Origin of the sequence: Candidatus Planktophila sp. (assembly GCF_036734405.1) — a bacterium.
GTDB lineage: Bacteria > Actinomycetota > Actinomycetes > Nanopelagicales > Nanopelagicaceae > Planktophila.
This window is the reverse complement of sequence record NZ_DAIMYR010000002.1, coordinates 145,401-166,099: the sequence shown is the minus strand read 5'-3', so window position 1 is coordinate 166,099 and position 20,699 is coordinate 145,401. Positions and strand designations below refer to the sequence as shown.

Genomic DNA, 20,699 nt, shown 5'->3' with positions numbered 1-20,699 from the left:
GATTTTGACGAATTCAGCCTTGCGGATTGGCGGTTTTTAAAGCCTCATAGGCGGCGCGGGCTGCAACTTGTTCAGCCTCTCGCTTACTCTTTCCGGTTCCCTCACTTAACGCTTCCCCGGCTAACATCGCAACGGCGGTGAAATTTTTATCGTGATCAGGACCATCTTCGCTGACAATGTATTCGGGGGTGCCCTTTCCTAACGCGGCTGCAAGCTCTTGTAACGCTGTCTTGCCATCAAGACCTGCTCCACGAGCCACGGCAGAATCCATCGTGGGAGTAATCAAGTCACGCACAATTTCTGTGCAACGCGCAAAACCAAACTGTAAATAAATTGCACCGATGAGCGCCTCTAGCGCATCTGCAAGCAATGAGTTTTTATCGCGACCATTTGTGACTTCTTCACCTTTTCCAAGGCGGATGTATTGACCGAGCTGTAAGCCTCGCGCGATGTCTGCTAAGGCGCGCATGTTTACAACACCAGAACGCAATGGCGATAAACGACTTTCATCAAAATCTGGATATCGTTTGTACAACTCTTCCGTGACAATTAAGCCAAGAACTGAATCGCCAAGAAATTCAAGGCGCTCATTAGTTTCTTTACTTCCCGATTCATATGCAAATGAACGGTGAGTAAAAGCCAAATCAAGCAAAGCTGGATCGAGTGTTACTCCCAGCTGCTCACTGAGCATGGAGCTCAGATCAGACCTCTAATACCTGACGACGGTTGTATGTACCGCAAGTTGGGCAAGCAGTGTGCTGCAACTTTGGTTGCTGGCACTGACCACATGTTGAAAGAGCTGCTGCAGTAGTTTTCCACTGGCTACGACGTGAACGCGTCTTTGAACGCGACATTTTTCGCTTTGGTACTGGCACTGTTCTAACCTCTTCTCAATCATTACAGCGGCAACGTGGCCGCAGAGGAGAAGTATCCCTCAAAAGGGCTAAATCTTGAAATCGGGGTCCTGAAGGTTGAGCCCGCCTAAGCCTGCCCATCGTGCATCAATGCTCTCGTGCGCGTGATCTTCTGGCAGTTCAGCCCACTTTCCACCGCACTCAGGGCATAAACCCGGGCAATCCTGGTCGCATAACGGGTTGATAGGCAGGGAGAGAACTACAGCATCGCGGATCGGAGTTTCAAGATTCATGATGTCCCCGTCCATCATGAGTTCATCCTCAATCTCTAAATCCTCAAGAGTTTCTTCTTGCTTCTTCTTTCTTTTCCCGCGCTCATTTGTTGGCTCATAGTTATAGAGCTCTTGAATTTTGCGATCGATCACAATTTCAACTGGATCTAGGCATCGAATGCATTCACCTTTTGCGACCGCATAGACATCTGCGCTGAGCAAAATGCCCTCAGTCACTGATTCCAGGCGTGCATCGACTTCAATCAATTCTCCAGCTGGGACCGCAATCAAATCAACGCCGAACTTTTCTTTTACTGGGATGTCGAGAACATACTCTTTCATCTCGCCGGCACGTCTAGGCAACTCGTATGTATTGAGCTGAAATGAATCTGGTTGTTTACTCATGAAAATCTTCTCAAATCAACTGTGTTCTGATTAATTTTCATCTGCAAGTTGAGACAAAACATCCTTATCGTTTGCACCAGCAAGTCGATCGCGTCCGCGCGAAACAGCATCCATGGTCTTGTTGAGAATTACTTCAAGGGTTGCAAGACGACCATCGATGTATTCTTCGACTTCGGCCTTTTCGATTTCAGCAGTCTCGCGCGCATCGTCAAGAATTTTGCGTGCTTCATCACGTGCAATCTGCACAATGGAAGTCTGTTCCACCATCTGGGCAACATCTTCACGAGCAATTGCGATCATTTGCTCAGCGCTAACACGTGCCTCTTCAATAATGGCATCTCTAGTTTCAATAATCTTTCTTGCTGATTCAAAATCGGTCGGCAATGATTCACGAGCATCATCTAGAACTTCAAGCATCTCGGCGCGATGTACAACACAACTTGCTGAAAGTGGGACACCACGGGCCTCTTCGACCATAGTGATCGCTGCAGTTAACTTTTCAACTGAATTCATAATTACTTCCCCGCTATTCGTTGCTTGAGCGCCTCGTTAATTGATGGCGGCACCATCGTTGAGACATCTCCGTTGTAATGAGCCAACTCTTTCACAAGAGAAGATGATAGAAATGAATGAGATGGAGCAGTTGCCATAAACATGGTCTCTACTCCAGATCCTTGTAAATTAACTTGCGCCATTTGAAGCTCATAATCAAAATCTGTAACCGCCCTAAGCCCCTTTACGATCGCTTGGATCGAGTTGCTCTTGCAGTAATCAACTAGTAGCCCACTCCATGAATCCACTGAGACATTTGCAAACTTGCTCGTGACTTCGGAGATCATTGAAATTCGCTCTTGCACGGTGAAAAGGCTGGATTTAGTTCTGTTCTCAAGTACTGCCACCACTACATGATCAAATTGCTGAGCTGCACGCTCGATGATGTCTAGATGTCCATATGTGATGGGATCAAAGGATCCTGGGCATACCGCGCGCTTCATGGCGTAAACGCTAGCAAGATGGCGCCCAGTTATCCATTCTTACGGCTGATAATTAGCGTAATAAATGGTCGCTTGCCCATAGTTTCGCTCGCGAGCGGGCGCATAAGCAGCAGGCCAAATGAATTGAGCCCCTCGTGCAGTTCGTTCAACAGCAATAAAGGCATCACTGCTTAAGAATTCTCCGTCATATAGTGCACTCAACACATCTTCGACTGCTTGATTGGTGAAATCATACGGAGGATCGATATATACCAAGTGATACTTTGTTTTTGGTAACTCTTTCAAAAAACGTTCAGCACTCATTCCAAACAGTTGGAGCTTTCCACTTGGATTAGATTTCTTAACTAGTTCATAGTTATTTTCAATTGTCTTTTGAGCTTCATCATCCTTTTCAACAACATGAACCAACGTTGCCCCACGAGATAGTGATTCCAGAGCAATAGCACCAGATCCACCGAAAAGATCAAGGATATGTAAACCTTCAAAACTTCCAAACTCTGAAGTTAACGAAGAAAAAAGTCCCTCTCGTGCTCGATCTGAAGTAGGTCTAGTTGCACCTGCTACAGAACCAAGAGTTCGACCGCGCGCAACGCCTGCAATGATTCTCAATGTACTAACCCTTATCCAAGTAATCGACGGCTTGATCTCGCTGTAATTGGGCAAGCTCTTTTCTAAGCAAAGGATAGTTGGTTAAATCATTATCTTTTGCAATCAGTTGCTCAGCATCCTCGCGTGCAAGCTCAATCAAGGATTCATCACGCAGAACACGTAGTAAGCGCAAATGTGACTGTGTTCCAGATTGGCTGGCACCTAGAACATCGCCCTCTCGTCTTTGCTCAAGATCGATTCTGGACAATTCAAAGCCATCAACTGTTGCAGCAACTGCGTTCAGTCGCTCTCGAGCAGGAGTTAAATCCTCACAGTGTGAGACTAAAAGACAAAGGCCTGCTGATGTACCACGTCCCACGCGACCTCTTAATTGGTGCAATTGAGATACGCCAAACCTATCGGCATCCATGATCACCATAATTGTTGCATTGGGAACATCCACACCAACTTCGATGACTGTGGTTGAAACCAAAACATCAATTTCACCCTTGGAAAAAGCTTGCATGGTGGCATCTTTTTCATCAGCAGATAAACGGCCGTGCAAAATGGCAATTTTGAGCCCCTGCAATGGGCCTGCGTGCAACATTGGGGCTAACTCTTCAACCGATGAAATTTCATCAGATTCTTCGCCAAAGAGAAAATCTAAATCCGCATCCGCCCCTGCATCTGGATCAGCTGAAATTCGAGGCGCAACTACGTATGCCTGATGTCCTTGTGTCACCTCTTCCCGAATTCGCTGCCACGCACGCTCCATGTAATTAGGTTTTTCTTTCACAGGCACCACATGAGTTGTGATTGGTTGGCGGCCTAAAGGAAGTTCGCGCAAGGTTGAGACATCTAAATCACCAAAAACGGTCATAGCTACAGTTCTAGGAATTGGCGTTGCTGTCATTACTAACAAGTGCGGCGGCAAAACTGCTTTTTCTTTCAGGGCATCTCGTTGCTCAACTCCAAATCTATGTTGTTCATCAACAACGATTAAACCAAGATCTTTGAAAACGACTGATTCACCCAATAACGCATGAGTACCAATCACAATTCCTGCAGTTCCATCAGCTGCCTTTGCAAGTGCTTCTCGCCTTGCTTGCACCGATTGTGAACCTGTAATCAGCGTTACTTGTGTTCCTGAATCTGAGCCGCCCAGCATTCCGCCTTGCGCCAGAGTTCCTAATTGCTTCTGAATAGTTCGAAGATGTTGAGCTGCCAAGACTTCGGTAGGTGCTAACAATGCAGCCTGTCCTCCGCTATCAACAACTGCCAACATGGCGCGCAAAGCCACAATAGTTTTACCTGAGCCAACTTCACCCTGAAGTAATCGATGCATGGGATGTGGCTGGGCTAAATCACTTTCAATCTCTTTACACACAGCAATTTGTCCTGCAGTTAATTCAAAAGGCAAAGCTCTATCAAAGGCATCAAGTAGCCCGCCAGATATTCGCTTTCTAGATGTTGAATTTAGCTTCTTCAATTGATTGCGTCGTAAAACTAAAAGTGCTTGCAGCAGAAAAGCCTCATCAAATGTAAGTCGTTCGCGTGCTTTCTCGGCATGATCAAGATCTGCAGGCTGATGCAGTTGAACCAAGGCTTGCTGCAGCGTTGGATAACTGTGCCTTTCACGAATACTTTCTGGCAAAAAGTCTTCAACTTCATCCAGTGCTCCGATAGCAAGTTGGGCACATTGAGAAATCTTCCACGATGGAAGCTTGGATGATGCTGGATAAACAGGCAGAAACTTTCCTGCAAAACCTTCCACTGCTGTGTCTACATCTGAACCATCAGGAATCAACTCGTAATCAGGGTGTGCTAATTGCTTCTTGTTATTAAAGACTCCAACTTTTCCGGCAAACAAACCTTGACGACCAACCTTTAAATCTTTTTCACGCCAAGCCTGATTGAAAAATGTCAGCGATAACTTGTCAGTTCCGTCGGTAACAACGACTTCAAGGATGCTCCCTTTGCGTCCACGTAAGGGGCGATTAGTTGTCGAATAAATCTGCGCCAAAATTGTGGTCTCATCCCCTTCGCGAAGTTGCGAGATATCGGATAATTCGCCGCGGACCATGTACCGGCGTGGGTAATGGCGCACCAGATCGCCAACCGTGGACATCCCGAAAACGGTATTGAGAACCTTGGCGGTACGGTCGCCAACAACGGCCGATACCTTGCTCTCTAATGTCGCCACGCGAGCATTCTCCCCCGCAATCAGGATTATCTGCCTTACCTGAGCATGAGAGTTGCTGCTATCCCGCTGAAATTGGCTTCCTCCCCCGCCTACGGGGTACCCTTACGCCCTGTTCCCATTGGAACGAGTTCAACAGAATAAATAAAAGGAGTACCGCTGTGGCATCAACATGCGATATCTGTGGCAAAGGCCCAAGCTTTGGAAACAATGTTTCTCACTCACAGGTCAAGACCCGTCGTCGTTGGAATCCAAACATCCAGCGCGTTCGCACCCTTGTTGGTGGAACTGCAAAGCGTCAAAACGTCTGTACTTCATGCCTAAAGGCTGGAAAAGTTACACGTTAATTTAAAGTTTAGTTATTGAAAGTGGCGCCAGGTATCTGGCGCTTTTTTCATTTCTACGCCACTTACACCGGTGCCTTGTTGTACTTCGCCAATACAAAACCCCCCTAAATCTCTTCCAGTTGCTAGAAACACATGATCTTCGCCGCCAGCAAGAATCCATTGCCACACATCTTCCCCAACCGATTCGGCTAACTCGCTTAAGGTCATGAATTCGGCATTGCTGCGGATTAATTCTTGATCAATTGCAAAGTGAACTCCGGATGCTTGAGCAACTTGATTTGCCTGAATAATCAGAGCATCGCTGATGTCACACATCGAAGTAACTTTTCCATTTGAAAATTGAACCGCTGCCGCATAATCAACTGTTGGCGCAGAAAATTCTGATACCGCGTGCAGAGCAATATCTCCATCTAAATCTTTGTCAATGATCGCAAGTCCTGCAGCAGACCACCCCGGCAAAGACGATATATAAATCGAATCACCAATTTGTGCACCGGTTCTAGTGATAGCGGTATCAACCTGTCCAATAGCTGTTATCGCAATAGATATACAAGGCCCTTTTGCTAGATCGCCCCCCACAACATATGCACCACAACCACTTGCCTCGTGCGCAATTCCTTCGGCAAGTTCCTCAATCCATTCCATAGACTCTTGACCGGTAAGAGTTACGGCAGCAACCAAATATCTAGGTGAACCACCCATTGCATACACATCTGCCAGATTTGCCGCGGTGATCTTTCGACCAATATCAAAGGCGCTGCTCCATGCAGTGTTGAAATGAGTTCCTTCAACGGCAACATCGGTTGTGATTGCAGTTCGCTCAGAAGTTTTTACTACCGCAGCATCATCGCCGATTCCGATCTCGACTCCTCGCCCCGATGTGCCAAAGATGCGTGCCAGTGCGGCAATTACCTCTGCCTCATCGAAGTTCATACCGCTTAGCCTATTGGACTACCTGGTCGGGCTCATCTGCGGTAACGTTGGGTCATCGACCAGAAGGGACTTCACATGTCAGTACAGGCTTTCATCTTGATTCAAACTGAAGTAGGCAAGGCAACTGGAGTTGCAGATGCTGTAGCAAAGATCCCTGGCGTAACTTTGTCTGAAGGTGTCACTGGTCCTTACGATGTAATCATGCGTGCAGAAGCTTCAAGCATGGAAGAGTTCGGTCGTTTAGTGCTCTCTAAAGTTCAAGGCGTTCCTGGAATTACTCGCACTTTGACTTGCCCAGTTACACACCTGAGCTAATTTTCTTGCCTACTTACTAAGGGCAGAGTCGATCAATCCAGTAATTAAGGCGCTATAGCTAACCCCGGTTGCATCCCATAATTTCGGGTAAACACTTGTGCCAGTAAATCCTGGCATCGTGTTGATTTCATTAACAATGATTTGGTTGTCGTGGGTATAAAAGAAATCACAACGAGCTAATCCAGCACACCCCAAGGCATCGAAAGCTTGCATGGCAGCGATCTGTATCAATTGCGCATCTTCTTCGGGAATTGCAGCCGGAATTTTTACTGTCGTTGCATCATCTAAATACTTTGCTTCAAAATCATAGAATTCAAATTGCGGATTTACCACTATTTCGCCCACAACAGATGCGTAGCTGGTTCCATCACGCTCAAGGACGGCGCACTCTATTTCACGACCTGCAATCGCATTTTCAATCAAAACTTTGTCATCGTATGAAAATGCATCATCAATCGCCGCGCCGAGTTGATCTGCTGATTTAACTTTATGAGTGCCACGGCTTGATCCGCCACTAGAAGGCTTTACAAAGACTGGATAGGAAATTGTCGTGGGGTCTGGGCGTGCATCACCCTTTTTTAGAACAATTCCTGGTGCAACCTTCATGCCTGCTGCAGTAAATAGCTCTTTGGCCCGCGCTTTATCCATCGCATCTGCAGATGCTTTGACGCCACTGCCTACATAAGCAATACCAACATTTTCTAGCAACTGCTGAATCTTTCCATCTTCGCCAAATTCGCCATGCAGTACCGGAAACACACAATCCACGTGGACAAATTTTCCATCGATTACTAGACCGCCCTGTGCCAGCTCAACCGAAGTTCCATTGTCCTGGATCGTAGGCATCACCTTGTTAACTATCGCTAACGGGTAATTGTTTTCAAGTGCAACCCATTTACCTGCTTTTGTAATGCCAATCAAAAGCGGTGTGAAAAGTTTGGTATCTAAGCCCTTTAAAACACCTCCTCCAGAAACACATGAGACTTCGTGCTCGCTGCTGGGTCCCCCACAAATAATCGCGACAGTTAATTGGCTCATCGGATGAAAATCTCCGCCTTGGTTGTAATTTCCATAAGTCGATCTATCGCTTGCTCAGGAGTCAAGGTTCCTGCAACCACATCTGCTACCGCTTCAATAACTGGAACTTCTATGCCCACGCGGTGTGCGATTTCAAGAACCGCGCTCGATGAAGCTACACCTTCAACGGTCTTGGCCACTTTAGTTCGCGCCACATCCATTGATCCGCTCTTTCCCAAGACTTCACCAAAGGTGCGGTTGCGAGAAAGCGCTGATCCACAACTGGCAACTAGATCTCCCATTCCAGCCAGCCCAGCTGCACTGAGAGGGTCAGCATTATGTGCTGCACATAAGCGTGCTACTTCATTGAGTCCACGAGTAATCAACATCGCTTGAGTGTTCTCGCCGTACCCCATACCAATGGACATTCCAACTGCCAGCGCAATAACGCTTTTGATGGCGCCAGCTAATTCACACCCCAAGACATCTACCGATGTGTACACCCGGTAATACGGTGTCGTAAAGAGTTGTTGAACTTTTTCAGCGATGGCAATTGTGGGGGCTGCAGCAACGGCGCCCGCAGGTTGGCGCAAAACCAGCTCATTAGCAAGATTTGGGCCGGTAATAATGGCAACGTTGTGAGTTTGAAGAACTTCAGAGACAATTTCAGTCATGCGAGACATTGTGCTGACTTCAATACCTTTTAATGAACTGATAATTAAGGCATTGGGCTGAAACAAAGGTTTCCAAGTATTTAGGTTTTCACGCAAAGTTTGTGCAGGAATTGCTAAGACATAAATATTGGAATACTCAAAGGCTTCAGTAAGTGAAGAGGTTGCTTTCAAGCCAACTGGCAAAATGCTCTCATCTAAATACTTGGAGTTAGTGTGCCTTTGATTTACTTCATCTACTAGTTCTTGGCTGCGTCCCCACATCAAAACATGGTTACCAGCATCGCAAAGAACTTGCGCCATCGTGGTCCCCCACTGACCTGCGCCAAGAACTACAACCTTGCTCACTTCTTTTTTGCCTTCTTAAAGTTTCCGGTTCTAGGCAGTGTTGAATTATGGGGGTCAAAAATCTCAACTGGGCGTTTTTCGCCACGCAGCTCTTCCAATAAATCAGTGAGTTCACGCATCACAAATGCAGTCGCTTCACGCAATGCATCTTGATCATTTTCTTTTCCGTACCAGGGAGAAAGATCAAGCGGTTTTCCAACTAAAATCTTGATGGGTGTTCGCGGAAAAAATTTAATTTTCTTTTCATACGTTGGCATCACGATCTGAGATCCCCATTGTGCAATTGGAACAATTGGTGTTTGCGTAGCAATTGCTAATCTGGCCAACCCTGTTTTTGCAACCATGGGCCAACCACCAGGATCACGAGTTAAGGTGCCTTCGGGGTAAACACCAACGCAATGACCACGTTCTAACAATTTAACGGCATGATCTAATGCTTTTGATGCATCCTTACTTTCTCTGGCAACTGGAACCATGCCTGCGGCCAGAATAATCTTTCCAATTACAGGGACTTTAAAAACACCCTCTTTGCCGATGTACCTGGGAGCTCGTCCATTTCTAAACAGGAAGTGAGTTAGGAATAAAACATCTAGGTATGAAACATGGTTACTGGCCACAATAATTTTGCCAGTCTTGGGAAGTTTCTCTCCGCCGCGCCAAACTTTCTTGCCGACTAGGTTCAGAAGTGGAATTACAACCTTGGTGCCAATTTTGAAAGCGAAATTTGTCCCAAGCGGTTTTCCCGTTGGAGGAGCGTATGAAACTTTGTACTCCGTCATGTGATTAATAGTAGTGCTGTACATGCAAAAACGGGGCCAGCGTTAGCCGACCCCGTCTTTAAAGTAAAAAGAATTACTTCTTCTTACCCTTCTTTACAACCTTCTTCGCTGCTGGCTTCTTCTTTGCAGGTGACTTCTTAGCCGCCTTCTTTGGAGCTGCCTTCTTAGCAGTCTTCTTTGCAGCCTTCTTTGGAGCTGCCTTCTTAGCTGCTGGCTTAGCAACAGCCTTTGGCTCTGGCTTTGGTGCTGGAGCTAGCTTGCGGTCTCCTGAGATAACTTCCTTAAGTGCCTTTGCAGGTAGGAAGCGAGCCTTCTTTGAAGCCTTGATCTTGATTGTCTCGCCAGTAAATGGGTTACGTCCCATACGTGCCTTGCGATCAACCTTCTTGAACTTACCGAAATCGTTGATCATTACATCTTCGCCCTTTGAAAGGTTACGAACGATTGTGTCAAAAACGATATCTACAGCGTGAGCTGCTTCCTTCTTGCTGTCGTTGAAGTGTGGTGCTAACGCAGCAATGAATTGGGCCTTATTCATTGAAATCCCCTTATTTACGCGTAAATGTTAAGCCACTGCCTAACGTGTTCATAAACTTACGCGCATACAAGGGGTGATGAGGTTATTGAAATGCGCGTGTCGCATTTTTTTATTTATTGAAAAAGCGCAAAAAATGCTTTTTTTATGCGTAGAAAACCCTAAATCAATGATTGAGAGTTTTACACAAGTGATCTCACCCTTAGAAAAAAACCTTAATTTACGCTTGTTTTGGCTAACTAAGAACGAATCGGCAAGGTTGCAGGTTTGTACGCTGGGCGATTTTTCTCAAAAGAGTCAATGAAATCAGTTTGTTTTAAGGTCAAACCGATGTCATCTAAACCTTCCATTAAACGCCAGCGCGTGTAGTCATCGATGGCAAATGGCAAGCTCTTGCCCGCGTAAGAAACTGCACGATTTTCAAGGTCTACAGTGATCTGGGTTGCTGGATCGGATTCAATCGCATCCCACATCGCTTCTACATCAGATTGATCAAGGATGATTGTTAGCAACCCACCCTTAAGCGAATTACCGCGGAAGATATCTGCAAAGCGGCTAGAAATAACAACTTTAAAGCCATAATTCTGAAGCGCCCACACTGCGTGTTCACGTGATGAACCTGTACCAAAATCGGCACCTGCTACCAGAACTGTTCCGCTCTTGTAAGCAGGTTGATTGAGCACGAACTCGGGATCATTGCGCCAGGCTGCAAATAAGCCGTCCTCGAAACCGCTTCTCGTTACGCGCTTCAGGTAAACAGCAGGAATGATCTGATCAGTATCTACATTGCTACGACGTAGTGGAACTCCAGTTCCAACATGAGTGATGAATTTTTCCATAATCAGATGCTCCTTACAGATCCGCAGGTGAAGAAAGAGTTCCGCGCAGCGCTGTTGCTGCTGCTACAAGTGGACTAACCAGGTGAGTTCTTCCGCCCTTACCTTGACGGCCTTCAAAGTTTCGGTTTGAAGTTGATGCAGAACGCTCGCCAACTGCAAGCTGATCTGGATTCATGCCGAGGCACATTGAACAACCAGCATTTCGCCATTCAGCTCCTGCCTCAAGAAAGACCTTATCCAGACCTTCAGCTTCTGCTTCTAGTCGAACTCGCGCAGAACCAGGAACGACCAACATGCGAAGAGTTGACGCAATCTTTTTGCCCTTCAAAACATCGGCAGCTGCGCGCAAATCTTCGATACGACCGTTGGTACAAGAGCCCAAGAAAACAGTGTCAATCGCTATCTTCTTGAGAGGAGTTCCAGCTTCTAGACCCATGTAAACAAGTGCACGCTCTGCAGCGGTTCGCGCTTCAGTATCGGCAAAATCTGCTGGGTTAGGCACAACACCATTGAGCGGTAAACCTTGGCCTGGGTTAGTTCCCCACGTTACAAATGGTTCAAGTTCATCGGCGTTCAGATTAACTTCGACATCAAATTGTGCATCTGAATCGGTAAACAAGGTCTTCCAATAAGACAACGCAGCATCAAAATCTTCAGGTGCGTGTGGCTTACCCTTGATGTAATCAAATGTTGTTTGATCTGGTGCGATTAAACCTGCACGTGCACCAGCTTCGATTGACATATTGCAAACCGTCATACGGGATTCCATCGATAAAGCACGAATTGCACTTCCGCGATATTCGATGACATAGCCTTGGCCGCCACCGGTTCCGATTTTCGCAATGATTGCCAAAATAATGTCCTTCGATGTAACCCCTGGCTTTAATGTGCCTTCGACATTTATTGCCATCGTCTTAGGGCGTAGCAATGGCAGAGTTTGTGTAGCCAAAACATGTTCTACCTCTGATGTTCCAATTCCAAAAGCGAGCGCACCAAAAGCACCATGAGTTGAAGTATGGGAATCTCCACACACAATAGTCATGCCTGGCTGAGTGATTCCAAGTTGCGGTCCAACGACGTGAACAACTCCTTGATCCTTATCTCCCAGCGAGTGAATTCGAACGCCAAATTCTTTACAGTTTGCGCGCAAGGTATCGACCTGCAGCTTTGACACTGGGTCGGCAATCGGCTTATCAATATCTATTGTCGGAACATTGTGGTCTTCGGTAGCAATTGTTAAGTCAGGGCGACGTACAGGGCGACCGGTAAGGCGCAAGCCATCAAATGCCTGTGGGCTTGTTACTTCATGGATTAGATGCAGATCAATGTAAACAAGATCTGGTTCACCTTGTGCTGAGCGAACAACATGCTCTGCCCAAATCTTCTCTGCTAACGTTTTACCCACGGCCCTGGTGCTCCTTTGTTTAGTGCTCAATTGCTTCTAGATTGATATTTCACATACTGAGATGCTAATATCACTCTGTGAACACAAAGAATAGCGGAGTTGGCGTATTAGACAAAGCGGTGTCAATTCTAAGCACATTAGAGGCTGGCCCGCATTCACTTGCAGAGCTGGTGGCCGCAACTGGCATAGCTCGCCCAACCGCCCACCGATTGGCTGTGGCCCTTGAGTTTCATCGCTTAGTCGCCCGAGATCTAACCGGACGTTTTATTTTAGGACCACGTTCCGGCGAACTAGGCGCAGCTGCAGGCGAAGATCGTTTGCTAGCTGCCGCAGCCCCTGCATTATCTGCCCTACGTGATGCAACAGGTGAAAGTGCTCAGTTGTATCGCCGCCAAGGTGATCTTCGCATTTGTGTTGCAGTGGCAGAGCGCCTTTCAGGACTTAGAGACTCTGTGCCTGTTGGTGCGGCCTTAACCATGCAGGCAGGTTCTGCGGCTCAAATTTTGTTGGCGTGGGAAGATTCAGAAAAGATTCACCGCGGTTTAACTAATGCGCGTTTTACCGCGGCGCAACTATCGGCAGATCGTCGTCGCGGTTGGGCGCAATCTGTTGGTGAACGTGAAGCTGGAGTTGCCTCAGTGTCTGCACCGGTGCGTGCGCCTAATGGCAAAGTTATCGCCGCCGTAAGCATTAGCGGCCCAATTGAACGTCTAGGACGTCAACCAGGCCGCATTCATGCTGCTGCAGTAGTTGCTACCACTGCTCGTCTGACTGAATACCTAACTCGCGAATAACTCTCGAAATAGTTGAAAAGGAAAAACCTTTTCGCTGCAAGAGAGATTGAATTCTGCGAATCTGAACCTCAGCTTCAAAACGACTCATGGTGCTGTACTTACGCATCGCCAAAGAAAAGGCGGTGCGATATTCAGACTCATCATCAATCTCATCCAAAGCCTCATCGATGCTTTGCTGATCTACTCCCCTAGTACGAAGTTCACCAGCAATGATTCTTTTAGATAATTTCTTAGAGGTATGGCGAGATTGAGTCCACGCCTTTGCAAATTCGGAATCGTTAATCAAGCCTTTTTCTTGAAGCCGAAAGATTGTTGCATGTGCAACATCATCTTCGACTCCACGCTTTTTTAGGTGAGCCAGAAGCTCACCCTTACTCTTGGCCCGCGCAACCAAAGCATTTAATGCGATGGTATTTGCAATTGAGTAAGGGTCAGCCTCGTGGTCAACTTTGGAGTACTCCAGCATTGGAGCTTAGAAATCCACCTCTGCGGCGGCCTCATCGATAGCAGCAACTAGTGCTGGATCGACCTCGACCGGAACAAAGTGTGCGCGGATCTTTGTCTCAATATCATTTGCTAGATCTGGGTTATCCAAGAGGAATGCACGAGCATTCTCCTTACCCTGTCCCAATTGATCAGCTTCGTAGGTGTACCAAGCTCCTGATTTCTTGACGATGCCAATATCTACACCCATGTCGATCAATGAACCTTCACGTGAAATTCCAGTTCCATAAATGATGTCGAATTCAGCTTGTTTAAATGGTGGAGCCATCTTGTTCTTAACAACCTTTACGCGGGTACGGTTACCGACAGATTCTTGGCCATCCTTAAGGGTTTCAATACGACGGATATCTAAACGAACAGAGGCGTAGAACTTCAGCGCCTTTCCACCTGTTGTAGTTTCAGGGGAACCAAAGAACACACCGATCTTGTCACGCAGCTGGTTGATAAAGATCGCTGTTGTCTTTGATTGGTGAAGTGCGCCAGTAATTTTACGAAGCGCCTGAGACATCAAACGAGCTTGTAGACCCATATGTGAGTCGCCCATCTCGCCTTCAATTTCAGCGCGAGGAACAAGTGCTGCAACTGAGTCAACTACAACTAGATCAAGTGCACCTGAGCGAATAAGCATGTCCATGATTTCTAGAGCTTGCTCACCAGTATCTGGCTGTGAAACAAGCAGCGCATCAATGTCAACGCCAAGCTTTTTTGCATACTCTGAATCAAATGCATGCTCTGCATCGATGAATGCACAGATACCGCCGGCCTTTTGCGCGTTAGCAATTGCATGCAAAGTAAGAGTTGTCTTACCTGAAGATTCTGGTCCGTAAATTTCAACAACACGACCGCGTGGAAGTCCACCAATACCAAGTGCGATATCGAGTGCGATTGAACCAGTTGGAATTACTTCGATCACTGTGTTCTGTCGCTCTGACATCTTCATTACTGAGCCTTTACCAAATTGACGTTCGATCTGGGCTAGGGCTGTGTCGAGCGCTTTTTGGCGTTCGCTGTTGGCTTTATCTTGTGCTGCATCGTTAGCTTTATTACTTTTTTCAGTAGCCACTTACATTCCTTTCGATAGAACGTCTTGCGTTATGCAAAAACGTTTTGGTCTGGCCCAGAAGGTACGGAGACCCAACGACGGACCGCTTGACCCCCACACAAGGTGTGGATCGCATGCGGGCGGAGGTTGGAACCGCTCTGGCTGGCATCACAATTTCTCATGATGTGACAAGTTTATCCGAACATCTGTTCGAAAGGTATCAGGGGCCACTGACAAGGCCACAGCGTGTCGCCACGGGCATACTGGGCCAGTGTTGATCCTGTTGCCACCTTCGGAGAAGAAATCCCCCACCCCAGGCCCGGCAATCCAGGTCTATACGGGGGTTCTCTACGCCGCTTTGGGGTGGGCTCACCTGAACAAGGCGCAGCAGAAGCTCGGTCAAGCTTCGATCGCCATTATTTCGGCCAAGTACGGGGTCGTGCGGCCCATGGATCCAATCCAGTCGTACAAAGAAAAAATCAATAACAAAAAGATGGCTGCTCAAGTTGCACAGGCATTAGATGGGGCTGAATCCGAATTAATCATCGACTGTCGTTCATCTACTTATCAAATTGTCTGGCAATCCCCCGTTGCCATTACCGTTGAGATCAAAGTTTTTACACATGTTGCTGGCGTTAAGAAGGTAATCACACACATGTCAAAAAAGACCCGTGGTGAAGTTACTCATGAAATTTTAAAGGCTTCGCAGATACCAATGAATCCCGAAGAATTACAAAAAATTGTTGCTCAGACATTTGAATGCCAGTTAATTAGTGGGGACAAAAAGAATCCACACGTGCTAGAGGTGTATTGCTAAGGCGTCCTTATGACGCCATCACTGCAGTCTTTTTGATCAGTTCAACGGTTAAAGTTGGATAGTTCCACATAATTACATGCGCGCAGTTGTCGACCACAATCCATCGCGAATGCTTAGGTGCAACACTTTTTTCCTGTGCGATCTCTTCTGGCAACATCAAATCGGCATCACCAAAAACCACTGAGAGCTTAACTTTTTCAGGCACCTGCGATTCAAACCTGCGTCCATTTGCACCATGCCACATCGGCGTGTATCCCTTTGATTTAGCCATTGCAATTACTGAATCGCGACAAGATTCAAAACTTAACTCTCGCCACAAATGTGTAATCTTTTTATATCCAATAGCTTTTAGTAATGGGATTCGATACGCAGTCTTCATGAAGTACTGCGAAATTTTCGCAAGGATTCGCGCATCAAGACTTGGTGGCAACTTTCGTGGTGGCTGTTCATACCACAAGCCTGCTGGCGCTAAAGCTGTAACACTTAAAACATTATCGGGAGCGACGGCGGCCATTTCTAAGGCAATCCACCCACCTAATGAATTTCCGGCAACGTGCATTTTTTCTATGCCTACCTGAGAAACCATGTAATCAACGATCGCCTGGGCAAGAGAGCGTGGATCCATTGCTTCATTCTCGGTCAGCGGTGCTTCGCCATGTCCGGGAAGGTCAATGGCATAGACCGTAAAACTTTCTATCAATTCTGGAACAAGGCTCTTCCAAATTGTTCCAGCAGAACCCAAACCATGCACTAGGACAAGTGCCGGGTTGTTTAGATCTTGCGTATATCGATGGGAGTTAATCGGCATTTTAGTATCTGTACTTTTCGGTCTCGTTTGGATGGGCCTTGCACACCGCTTTCCAAATAATATCTGGCTCAAACCCGGCAGCTAAAGCTTCATTGACACTCTTGCTACCTAATTCAGACAATGCGATATCTGAAGAAAAAGATGGCGCCCATGAATCACCAAAGGACAAAGTGATTCGCTCGCGTAGGTCAGAGATTCGCAATGCCAGCAATACCTTGTGCTTGAGAGCGCGATTGATCTGGGGATAGTGGAGACAGCGCTTGTCCCAGTAGCCAACGTACTACTAGTTCGCTCTTGTTCTGATCCCCCACGATGTGACTTATTGCTACCGAAAATGCTTTCCACAACAGATGATCTTGTGCAGCAAAAGCAAGCGTCAAAATTTCCGGATCATTGCGACGGATCGCAGCAAGTGCCACATCGTGCGAAATTTCTCGAGATATCAGCTCTAATGCTGTTGCTGCATCCCCTGATGATTGGGCAAGCGTAACTATGCGCGCCATTTCAGATTCACACAACGCCGACAAAACACTTTCTTTGTCACGGTAGTGGTTGTACAAAGTTGCGCGTGAAACTTGTGAAGCATCTGCGATTTCAATCATGGACATTTTTTTAAGGCCCGTAGTTGCAATTAAATCTTTAGTTGCTTGAAGAATTGCTGATTGTGTACGGCGATGAGTTGCTACTTGTGGCGCGTACTTGTTAAGCGGCATCGACAACAGTGAGAGTGACGCCCTCACGGCTCTTGAGCTCTGAAGCAACTTGTGAAAATACTCCGGAAAGTGTCAGACCTAGCGCTGTACAAATTGCGTTAAGCAGTTCAGAGGAGGCCTCTTTTTGACCACGTTCAACTTCAGATAAATATCCCAAAGAAACACGAGCATCGCGGGCAACATCTCGAAGTGTGCGGCCTTGCGAAGTGCGGGCAGCGCGAAGGGTCTGACCAACTGCTTCACGTACTAGAACCATTGTCATTCCCCTCTCTTGTGTCAAAGTTTCGACGAGTTCTTTATGCTCGATGTCTAAGGATACGGGCAAAGGTGGCTATCGCGCTTGATGTAGCTGCGTTTCGCACAGATTCACGTTCACCTGACAAAGATAGTTCGATGGTTTGGCTGATGGGTCCTTCGATCGCAACCCAGACCGCGCCAACTGGATGGCCATCTAGTGGGTTAGGTCCTGCCACACCGGTGGTGCCAATCGCCCACGTGGTGCCAAAGGATTTAATCGCTCCCTTGGCCATAGCAATGGCAACTTCTTCGCTGATCACTGAATATTTTTCAATTACTGCAGCATCGACTCCAAGATGTGAAACTTTGATTTCATCGCGATAAGCAGTCATGCCACCAACGAAAACATCCGATGCACCCGAGATTGTGACAAGTGCAGAACTTACAGCTCCTGCGGTTAAAGATTCTGCAGTGCTTATTGTTTCTCCGCGCTGGCGCAAGTGCTCAACGATCTCGGCGGCAAAGCCAAGAATCTCGTTTGGAAGCGCCATGGGTAATCTCTCTTCGTTTCTATTTCTTTGTTGTGAAGGCAGACTTTACATAGTAAGCGCCGGTAAAGATAGTGAGCGCGATGGCAATGTACATAAAACCATCACGGAACCAATAAAGACTCTCATCCAGAGGTAAAACGTAGAAGCCGACGCCAAAGCCTTGCATCATGGCTTTGATCTTTCCACCCCTGTTAGCTGGAATCACTCCGCGCTTGATAACAGCTAATCGAAAAATTGTAATTCCAATTTCGCGGGTCAAGATAACAATTGTGATCCACCAAGGCATTCGACCAAGAATTGATAGTGAAACCATGGCAGTACCGATCATGAACTTATCTGCGACTGGATCTAAAAACTTTCCAAACTCTGTAATCGTTCCACGGCTGCGAGCAAGCTTTCCATCTAGGACATCTGACATTCCCAAAGCAAAAAATACACACCATGAGATGTACTGCCACGTGGTGTCATCTCCCCCATTTTTGAACAAGGTGTAGGCGCCAACTGGAACAAATACCAGTCGCATGACAGTGATGAAATTAGGCGTTATAAACCCTGGCAACTTCATAGAGGTTTAGCCACCAAATCTGCACCCATTGAATCGATAACTACTGCATCGACATACTGGCCCACCGCAAAATCAGTTCCAATAAAAGTCGTTGTTCCATCTACTTCTGGACCTTGATGGGCAGCGCGGCCTTCTTGTAGCTCGGCATCCTCAATTAAAACTCTTACAGTTTCGCCAATTCGCGCTTGAGCACGTAAAGAAACCATCTCATCAGCCAAGGCGGACAAGGTTTCGACGCGTTGTGCGATTACATCGGCATCAACCTTGTCTGCTAAATCTAACGCTTCAGTTTTATCTTCATCTGAATAACCAAAGACACCCACTGCATCTAGTTTGGCTAGAGTAATAAAGTTTGCTAGATCATCGAAATCCTCTTGCGTTTCACCGGGAAACCCAACAATAAAGTTAGAGCGGATGCCAGCCTCTGGTGATAGAGCGCGAATTTGGCTGATTAAATGTAAAAACTTTTCAGTGTCACCAAAGCGGCGCATGCGGCGCAGAACTGTTGGGCTCGTGTGTTGGAAGGAAAGATCAAAGTACGGAGCGGTTTTATCAGTTGCAATCATCGCCTGCAGCAAGGTTGGGCGCATTTCTGCCGGTTGCAGATATGAAAGTCGAACGCGCTCCACACCTGGCAGCGCCGCGATTTCAGGAAGAATCTTCTCCATTAACTGAAGATCCCCTAGATCTTTACCGTAAGAGGTTGTGTTCTCGCTGACCAAAAACATTTCAGAGACGCCGTTTTCAGCAAGCCATCTGGCCTCAGAAATGATTTCAGTCGGACGGCGCGACACAAATGAACCGCGGAAATATGGAATTGCGCAGAAAGAGCAGCGACGGTCACAACCAGATGCAATCTTTAATGGCGCCCAAGGAGCGTTGCCTAGACGCTTTCGAGAAAACTCTTCTACTTCTCTGGCATCGGCCCGCTCAGCGGGTGCTATCGGAAGTAATGCACGACGATCACGAGGAACATGTGGCTTGTGTTTTTCGCCAGCAATAATTGATTGCAGTCGTGCAGAAATATCCTTGTAGTCATCAAAACCTAAAATTGCATCAGCTTCGGGAAGGGCTTCTGCTAGTTCATTTCCGTACCGCTCTGCCATACAACCAACGGCAACTACCGCACGAGTTGTTCCATGACCTTTAAGTGAATTAGCTTCTAGCAGCGCGTCAACTGAGTCTTTTTTGGCTGATTCGATAAAACCACATGTGTTTACCAAGGCAACTTCAGCTGATTCAACATCATCAACAAGGGTCCAGCCATCGGCTGCTAAACGACCAGCCAATTCTTCAGAATCAACTTCATTTCGTGCGCACCCTAAAGTGACAACTGCAACTGTGCGCTTCATTTGCACAATCTTACAGTGCAATAGGGAATTAGGAATCTACCCCGTACGACACGCTAACGACTTGGCCATCGGCTCCCACAGAATCGATCTTTTTGCCATTAACTGACAAATCCACTCCCCCTGCATTGCCAATTTTCAGATTTAATGTCAGATCTGAGGAAAAAGTTTTCGTGACACCTGTAGCGATCTGTCCGCTAAAAAGCACTCGGCCAGATGAATCTGACACAAAGAGCCAGCTCTTTGCACGAGTTGCAGCGACAATCACTTCGACACCTTGGCCAGTAGAAATTGTGGCTTCATCAGTTGGAAGTGTTTCTTCTGCAACTGTTGCATCTGGTGATGCAGAAGCGGTTGGTGACTCTTCAATTGCCACAGGAATATCTGGCGTTGAGTTGTTAGAAACAATAATTTGAGCAAGGCCGGCCACAAACAATGAAGCCACTGAAATTGTGACTAACACTTTCCAAGAAACTTTTCGGGCTTCTTTAGGTTCACGCATGACATTGTTTTCAACAAGTAAATCTTGCATGGTTCGATCTACATGCATCTGCTCATCTTCAAATGCGGTCAGAAAAATTTGCTGATCAACATTTAGCTTGATTGCTATATTTCTTAAATGGCCACGCGCGTAAGTTTCGCCACCACATTGAGAAAAATTGTTTGCTTCCATTTCGCGAAGTAAAGTTCCGCGGATATTTGTGGCTGCCGAAAGATCATCGATGCTAAGGCCAGCATCTTTACGCGCCTTAGAAATCATTGATCCAAGTGACATTAGACATCCTTAATACAGGACAGGGTGAGGTCTAAGTGTAA

Annotated in this window: 28 protein-coding genes; 4 read left to right on the top strand and 24 right to left on the bottom strand. The window is 46.8% G+C overall.

Going from position 1 to position 20,699, the window contains the following annotated elements:
- Positions 1 to 13 precede the first annotated feature (13 nt).
- The 7 genes from rnc to recG form a co-directional block, all read right to left on the bottom strand.
- Complete coding sequence (gene rnc, locus AC9UC2_RS02940; RefSeq protein ID WP_509525125.1) at positions 14 to 691, bottom strand: ribonuclease III; 678 nt, start codon at positions 689 to 691, stop codon at positions 14 to 16.
- 10 nt (positions 692 to 701) lie between these two features.
- A complete protein-coding gene (gene rpmF, locus AC9UC2_RS02935) occupies positions 702 to 875 on the bottom strand; it encodes a 50S ribosomal protein L32 (protein ID WP_445821641.1) in 174 nt (57 codons plus the stop codon).
- A gap of 68 nt (positions 876 to 943) precedes the next feature.
- Entirely contained in the window at positions 944 to 1,531 is a 588-nt protein-coding gene (locus AC9UC2_RS02930) for a YceD family protein (protein WP_509525124.1), read from the bottom strand.
- Positions 1,532 to 1,561: 30 nt separating this feature from the next.
- A complete protein-coding gene (locus tag AC9UC2_RS02925) occupies positions 1,562 to 2,044 on the bottom strand; it encodes an ATP synthase subunit B family protein (RefSeq protein WP_509525122.1) in 483 nt (160 codons plus the stop codon).
- Positions 2,045 to 2,046: 2 nt separating this feature from the next.
- Complete coding sequence (coaD, locus tag AC9UC2_RS02920) at positions 2,047 to 2,526, bottom strand: pantetheine-phosphate adenylyltransferase (RefSeq protein ID WP_509525121.1); 480 nt, start codon at positions 2,524 to 2,526, stop codon at positions 2,047 to 2,049.
- 39 nt (positions 2,527 to 2,565) lie between these two features.
- Complete coding sequence (gene rsmD, locus AC9UC2_RS02915; protein ID WP_509525119.1) at positions 2,566 to 3,135, bottom strand: 16S rRNA (guanine(966)-N(2))-methyltransferase RsmD; 570 nt, start codon at positions 3,133 to 3,135, stop codon at positions 2,566 to 2,568.
- Between the two features lie 4 nt (positions 3,136 to 3,139).
- Entirely contained in the window at positions 3,140 to 5,317 is a 2,178-nt protein-coding gene (gene recG / locus AC9UC2_RS02910; protein WP_509525117.1) for an ATP-dependent DNA helicase RecG, read from the bottom strand.
- 158 nt (positions 5,318 to 5,475) lie between these two features.
- On the opposite strand from recG, the gene rpmB reads away from it, so the two are divergent.
- Entirely contained in the window at positions 5,476 to 5,661 is a 186-nt protein-coding gene (gene rpmB / locus AC9UC2_RS02905; RefSeq protein ID WP_509525116.1) for a 50S ribosomal protein L28, read from the top strand.
- Between the two features lie 12 nt (positions 5,662 to 5,673).
- Here the strand turns inward: rpmB and thiL are convergent, their stop codons facing one another.
- Complete coding sequence (thiL, locus tag AC9UC2_RS02900; protein ID WP_509525114.1) at positions 5,674 to 6,594, bottom strand: thiamine-phosphate kinase; 921 nt, start codon at positions 6,592 to 6,594, stop codon at positions 5,674 to 5,676.
- A gap of 75 nt (positions 6,595 to 6,669) precedes the next feature.
- On the opposite strand from thiL, the gene AC9UC2_RS02895 reads away from it, so the two are divergent.
- Positions 6,670 to 6,909, top strand: a complete 240-nt coding sequence (locus tag AC9UC2_RS02895; protein WP_509525112.1) for an Lrp/AsnC family transcriptional regulator — start codon at positions 6,670 to 6,672, stop codon at positions 6,907 to 6,909.
- Positions 6,910 to 6,918: 9 nt separating this feature from the next.
- Here AC9UC2_RS02895 and AC9UC2_RS02890 read toward each other — a convergent pair whose 3' ends face one another.
- The 6 genes from AC9UC2_RS02890 to leuC form a co-directional block, all read right to left on the bottom strand.
- Positions 6,919 to 7,947, bottom strand: coding sequence for a D-alanine--D-alanine ligase family protein (locus AC9UC2_RS02890; RefSeq protein WP_509525110.1), 1,029 nt, complete (start codon positions 7,945 to 7,947; stop codon positions 6,919 to 6,921).
- Positions 7,944 to 8,945: an NAD(P)H-dependent glycerol-3-phosphate dehydrogenase gene (locus AC9UC2_RS02885; RefSeq protein ID WP_509525109.1), complete on the bottom strand. Its 1,002-nt coding sequence runs from the start codon at positions 8,943 to 8,945 to the stop codon at positions 7,944 to 7,946. The genes AC9UC2_RS02890 and AC9UC2_RS02885 overlap by 4 nt, the downstream gene beginning before the upstream one ends.
- Positions 8,942 to 9,724 carry a lysophospholipid acyltransferase family protein gene (locus AC9UC2_RS02880; protein ID WP_509525108.1) on the bottom strand — a complete coding sequence of 261 codons (783 nt, stop codon included), beginning with the start codon at positions 9,722 to 9,724 and terminating at the stop codon, positions 8,942 to 8,944. Before AC9UC2_RS02880 ends, AC9UC2_RS02885 begins: the two co-directional genes overlap by 4 nt.
- A gap of 73 nt (positions 9,725 to 9,797) precedes the next feature.
- The gene (locus AC9UC2_RS02875; protein WP_509525106.1) at positions 9,798 to 10,262 is read right to left on the bottom strand and encodes an HU family DNA-binding protein; all 465 of its coding nucleotides are present in this window, start codon (positions 10,260 to 10,262) and stop codon (positions 9,798 to 9,800) included.
- 236 nt (positions 10,263 to 10,498) lie between these two features.
- The gene (leuD, locus tag AC9UC2_RS02870; protein WP_509525105.1) at positions 10,499 to 11,098 is read right to left on the bottom strand and encodes a 3-isopropylmalate dehydratase small subunit; all 600 of its coding nucleotides are present in this window, start codon (positions 11,096 to 11,098) and stop codon (positions 10,499 to 10,501) included.
- A 13-nt stretch (positions 11,099 to 11,111) separates the two neighbouring features.
- Entirely contained in the window at positions 11,112 to 12,503 is a 1,392-nt protein-coding gene (gene leuC / locus AC9UC2_RS02865; protein WP_509525103.1) for a 3-isopropylmalate dehydratase large subunit, read from the bottom strand.
- A 77-nt stretch (positions 12,504 to 12,580) separates the two neighbouring features.
- On the opposite strand from leuC, the gene AC9UC2_RS02860 reads away from it, so the two are divergent.
- The gene (locus AC9UC2_RS02860) at positions 12,581 to 13,297 is read left to right on the top strand and encodes an IclR family transcriptional regulator (protein WP_509525100.1); all 717 of its coding nucleotides are present in this window, start codon (positions 12,581 to 12,583) and stop codon (positions 13,295 to 13,297) included.
- On the opposite strand, the gene AC9UC2_RS02855 is transcribed toward AC9UC2_RS02860, so the two are convergent.
- Positions 13,257 to 13,763: a regulatory protein RecX gene (locus tag AC9UC2_RS02855; RefSeq protein ID WP_509525098.1), complete on the bottom strand. Its 507-nt coding sequence runs from the start codon at positions 13,761 to 13,763 to the stop codon at positions 13,257 to 13,259. The two genes, AC9UC2_RS02860 and AC9UC2_RS02855, sit on opposite strands and share 41 nt — an antisense overlap.
- 6 nt (positions 13,764 to 13,769) lie before the next feature.
- Positions 13,770 to 14,864, bottom strand: coding sequence for a recombinase RecA (recA, locus tag AC9UC2_RS02850; RefSeq protein WP_509525096.1), 1,095 nt, complete (start codon positions 14,862 to 14,864; stop codon positions 13,770 to 13,772).
- A gap of 250 nt (positions 14,865 to 15,114) precedes the next feature.
- On the opposite strand from recA, the gene yaaA reads away from it, so the two are divergent.
- Positions 15,115 to 15,660, top strand: coding sequence for a peroxide stress protein YaaA (gene yaaA, locus AC9UC2_RS02845; protein WP_509525093.1), 546 nt, complete (start codon positions 15,115 to 15,117; stop codon positions 15,658 to 15,660).
- Positions 15,661 to 15,667: 7 nt separating this feature from the next.
- Here the strand turns inward: yaaA and AC9UC2_RS02840 are convergent, their stop codons facing one another.
- The 8 genes from AC9UC2_RS02840 to AC9UC2_RS02805 are packed head-to-tail and all read right to left on the bottom strand — an operon-like array spanning position 15,668 to position 20,658.
- Positions 15,668 to 16,468 carry an alpha/beta fold hydrolase gene (locus AC9UC2_RS02840; RefSeq protein ID WP_509525090.1) on the bottom strand — a complete coding sequence of 267 codons (801 nt, stop codon included), beginning with the start codon at positions 16,466 to 16,468 and terminating at the stop codon, positions 15,668 to 15,670.
- Between the two features lies 1 nt (position 16,469).
- The gene (locus tag AC9UC2_RS02835; RefSeq protein ID WP_509525087.1) at positions 16,470 to 16,670 is read right to left on the bottom strand and encodes a DUF3046 domain-containing protein; all 201 of its coding nucleotides are present in this window, start codon (positions 16,668 to 16,670) and stop codon (positions 16,470 to 16,472) included.
- Entirely contained in the window at positions 16,657 to 17,181 is a 525-nt protein-coding gene (locus AC9UC2_RS02830; protein ID WP_509525084.1) for a TetR/AcrR family transcriptional regulator, read from the bottom strand. The genes AC9UC2_RS02835 and AC9UC2_RS02830 overlap by 14 nt, the downstream gene beginning before the upstream one ends.
- On the bottom strand, positions 17,171 to 17,437 hold the full coding sequence (locus AC9UC2_RS02825; RefSeq protein WP_509525081.1) for a helix-turn-helix domain-containing protein: 267 nt from the start codon (positions 17,435 to 17,437) through the stop codon (positions 17,171 to 17,173). The genes AC9UC2_RS02830 and AC9UC2_RS02825 overlap by 11 nt, the downstream gene beginning before the upstream one ends.
- A gap of 40 nt (positions 17,438 to 17,477) precedes the next feature.
- On the bottom strand, positions 17,478 to 17,969 hold the full coding sequence (locus AC9UC2_RS02820) for a CinA family protein (protein WP_509525079.1): 492 nt from the start codon (positions 17,967 to 17,969) through the stop codon (positions 17,478 to 17,480).
- A 19-nt stretch (positions 17,970 to 17,988) separates the two neighbouring features.
- A complete protein-coding gene (gene pgsA / locus AC9UC2_RS02815; protein WP_509525077.1) occupies positions 17,989 to 18,534 on the bottom strand; it encodes a CDP-diacylglycerol--glycerol-3-phosphate 3-phosphatidyltransferase in 546 nt (181 codons plus the stop codon).
- Positions 18,531 to 19,892, bottom strand: coding sequence for a 30S ribosomal protein S12 methylthiotransferase RimO (gene rimO / locus AC9UC2_RS02810; RefSeq protein ID WP_509525074.1), 1,362 nt, complete (start codon positions 19,890 to 19,892; stop codon positions 18,531 to 18,533). The genes pgsA and rimO overlap by 4 nt, the downstream gene beginning before the upstream one ends.
- Positions 19,893 to 19,914: 22 nt before the next feature.
- Positions 19,915 to 20,658: a helix-turn-helix domain-containing protein gene (locus AC9UC2_RS02805; protein ID WP_509525071.1), complete on the bottom strand. Its 744-nt coding sequence runs from the start codon at positions 20,656 to 20,658 to the stop codon at positions 19,915 to 19,917.
- Between the last annotated feature and the right edge of the window lie 41 nt (positions 20,659 to 20,699).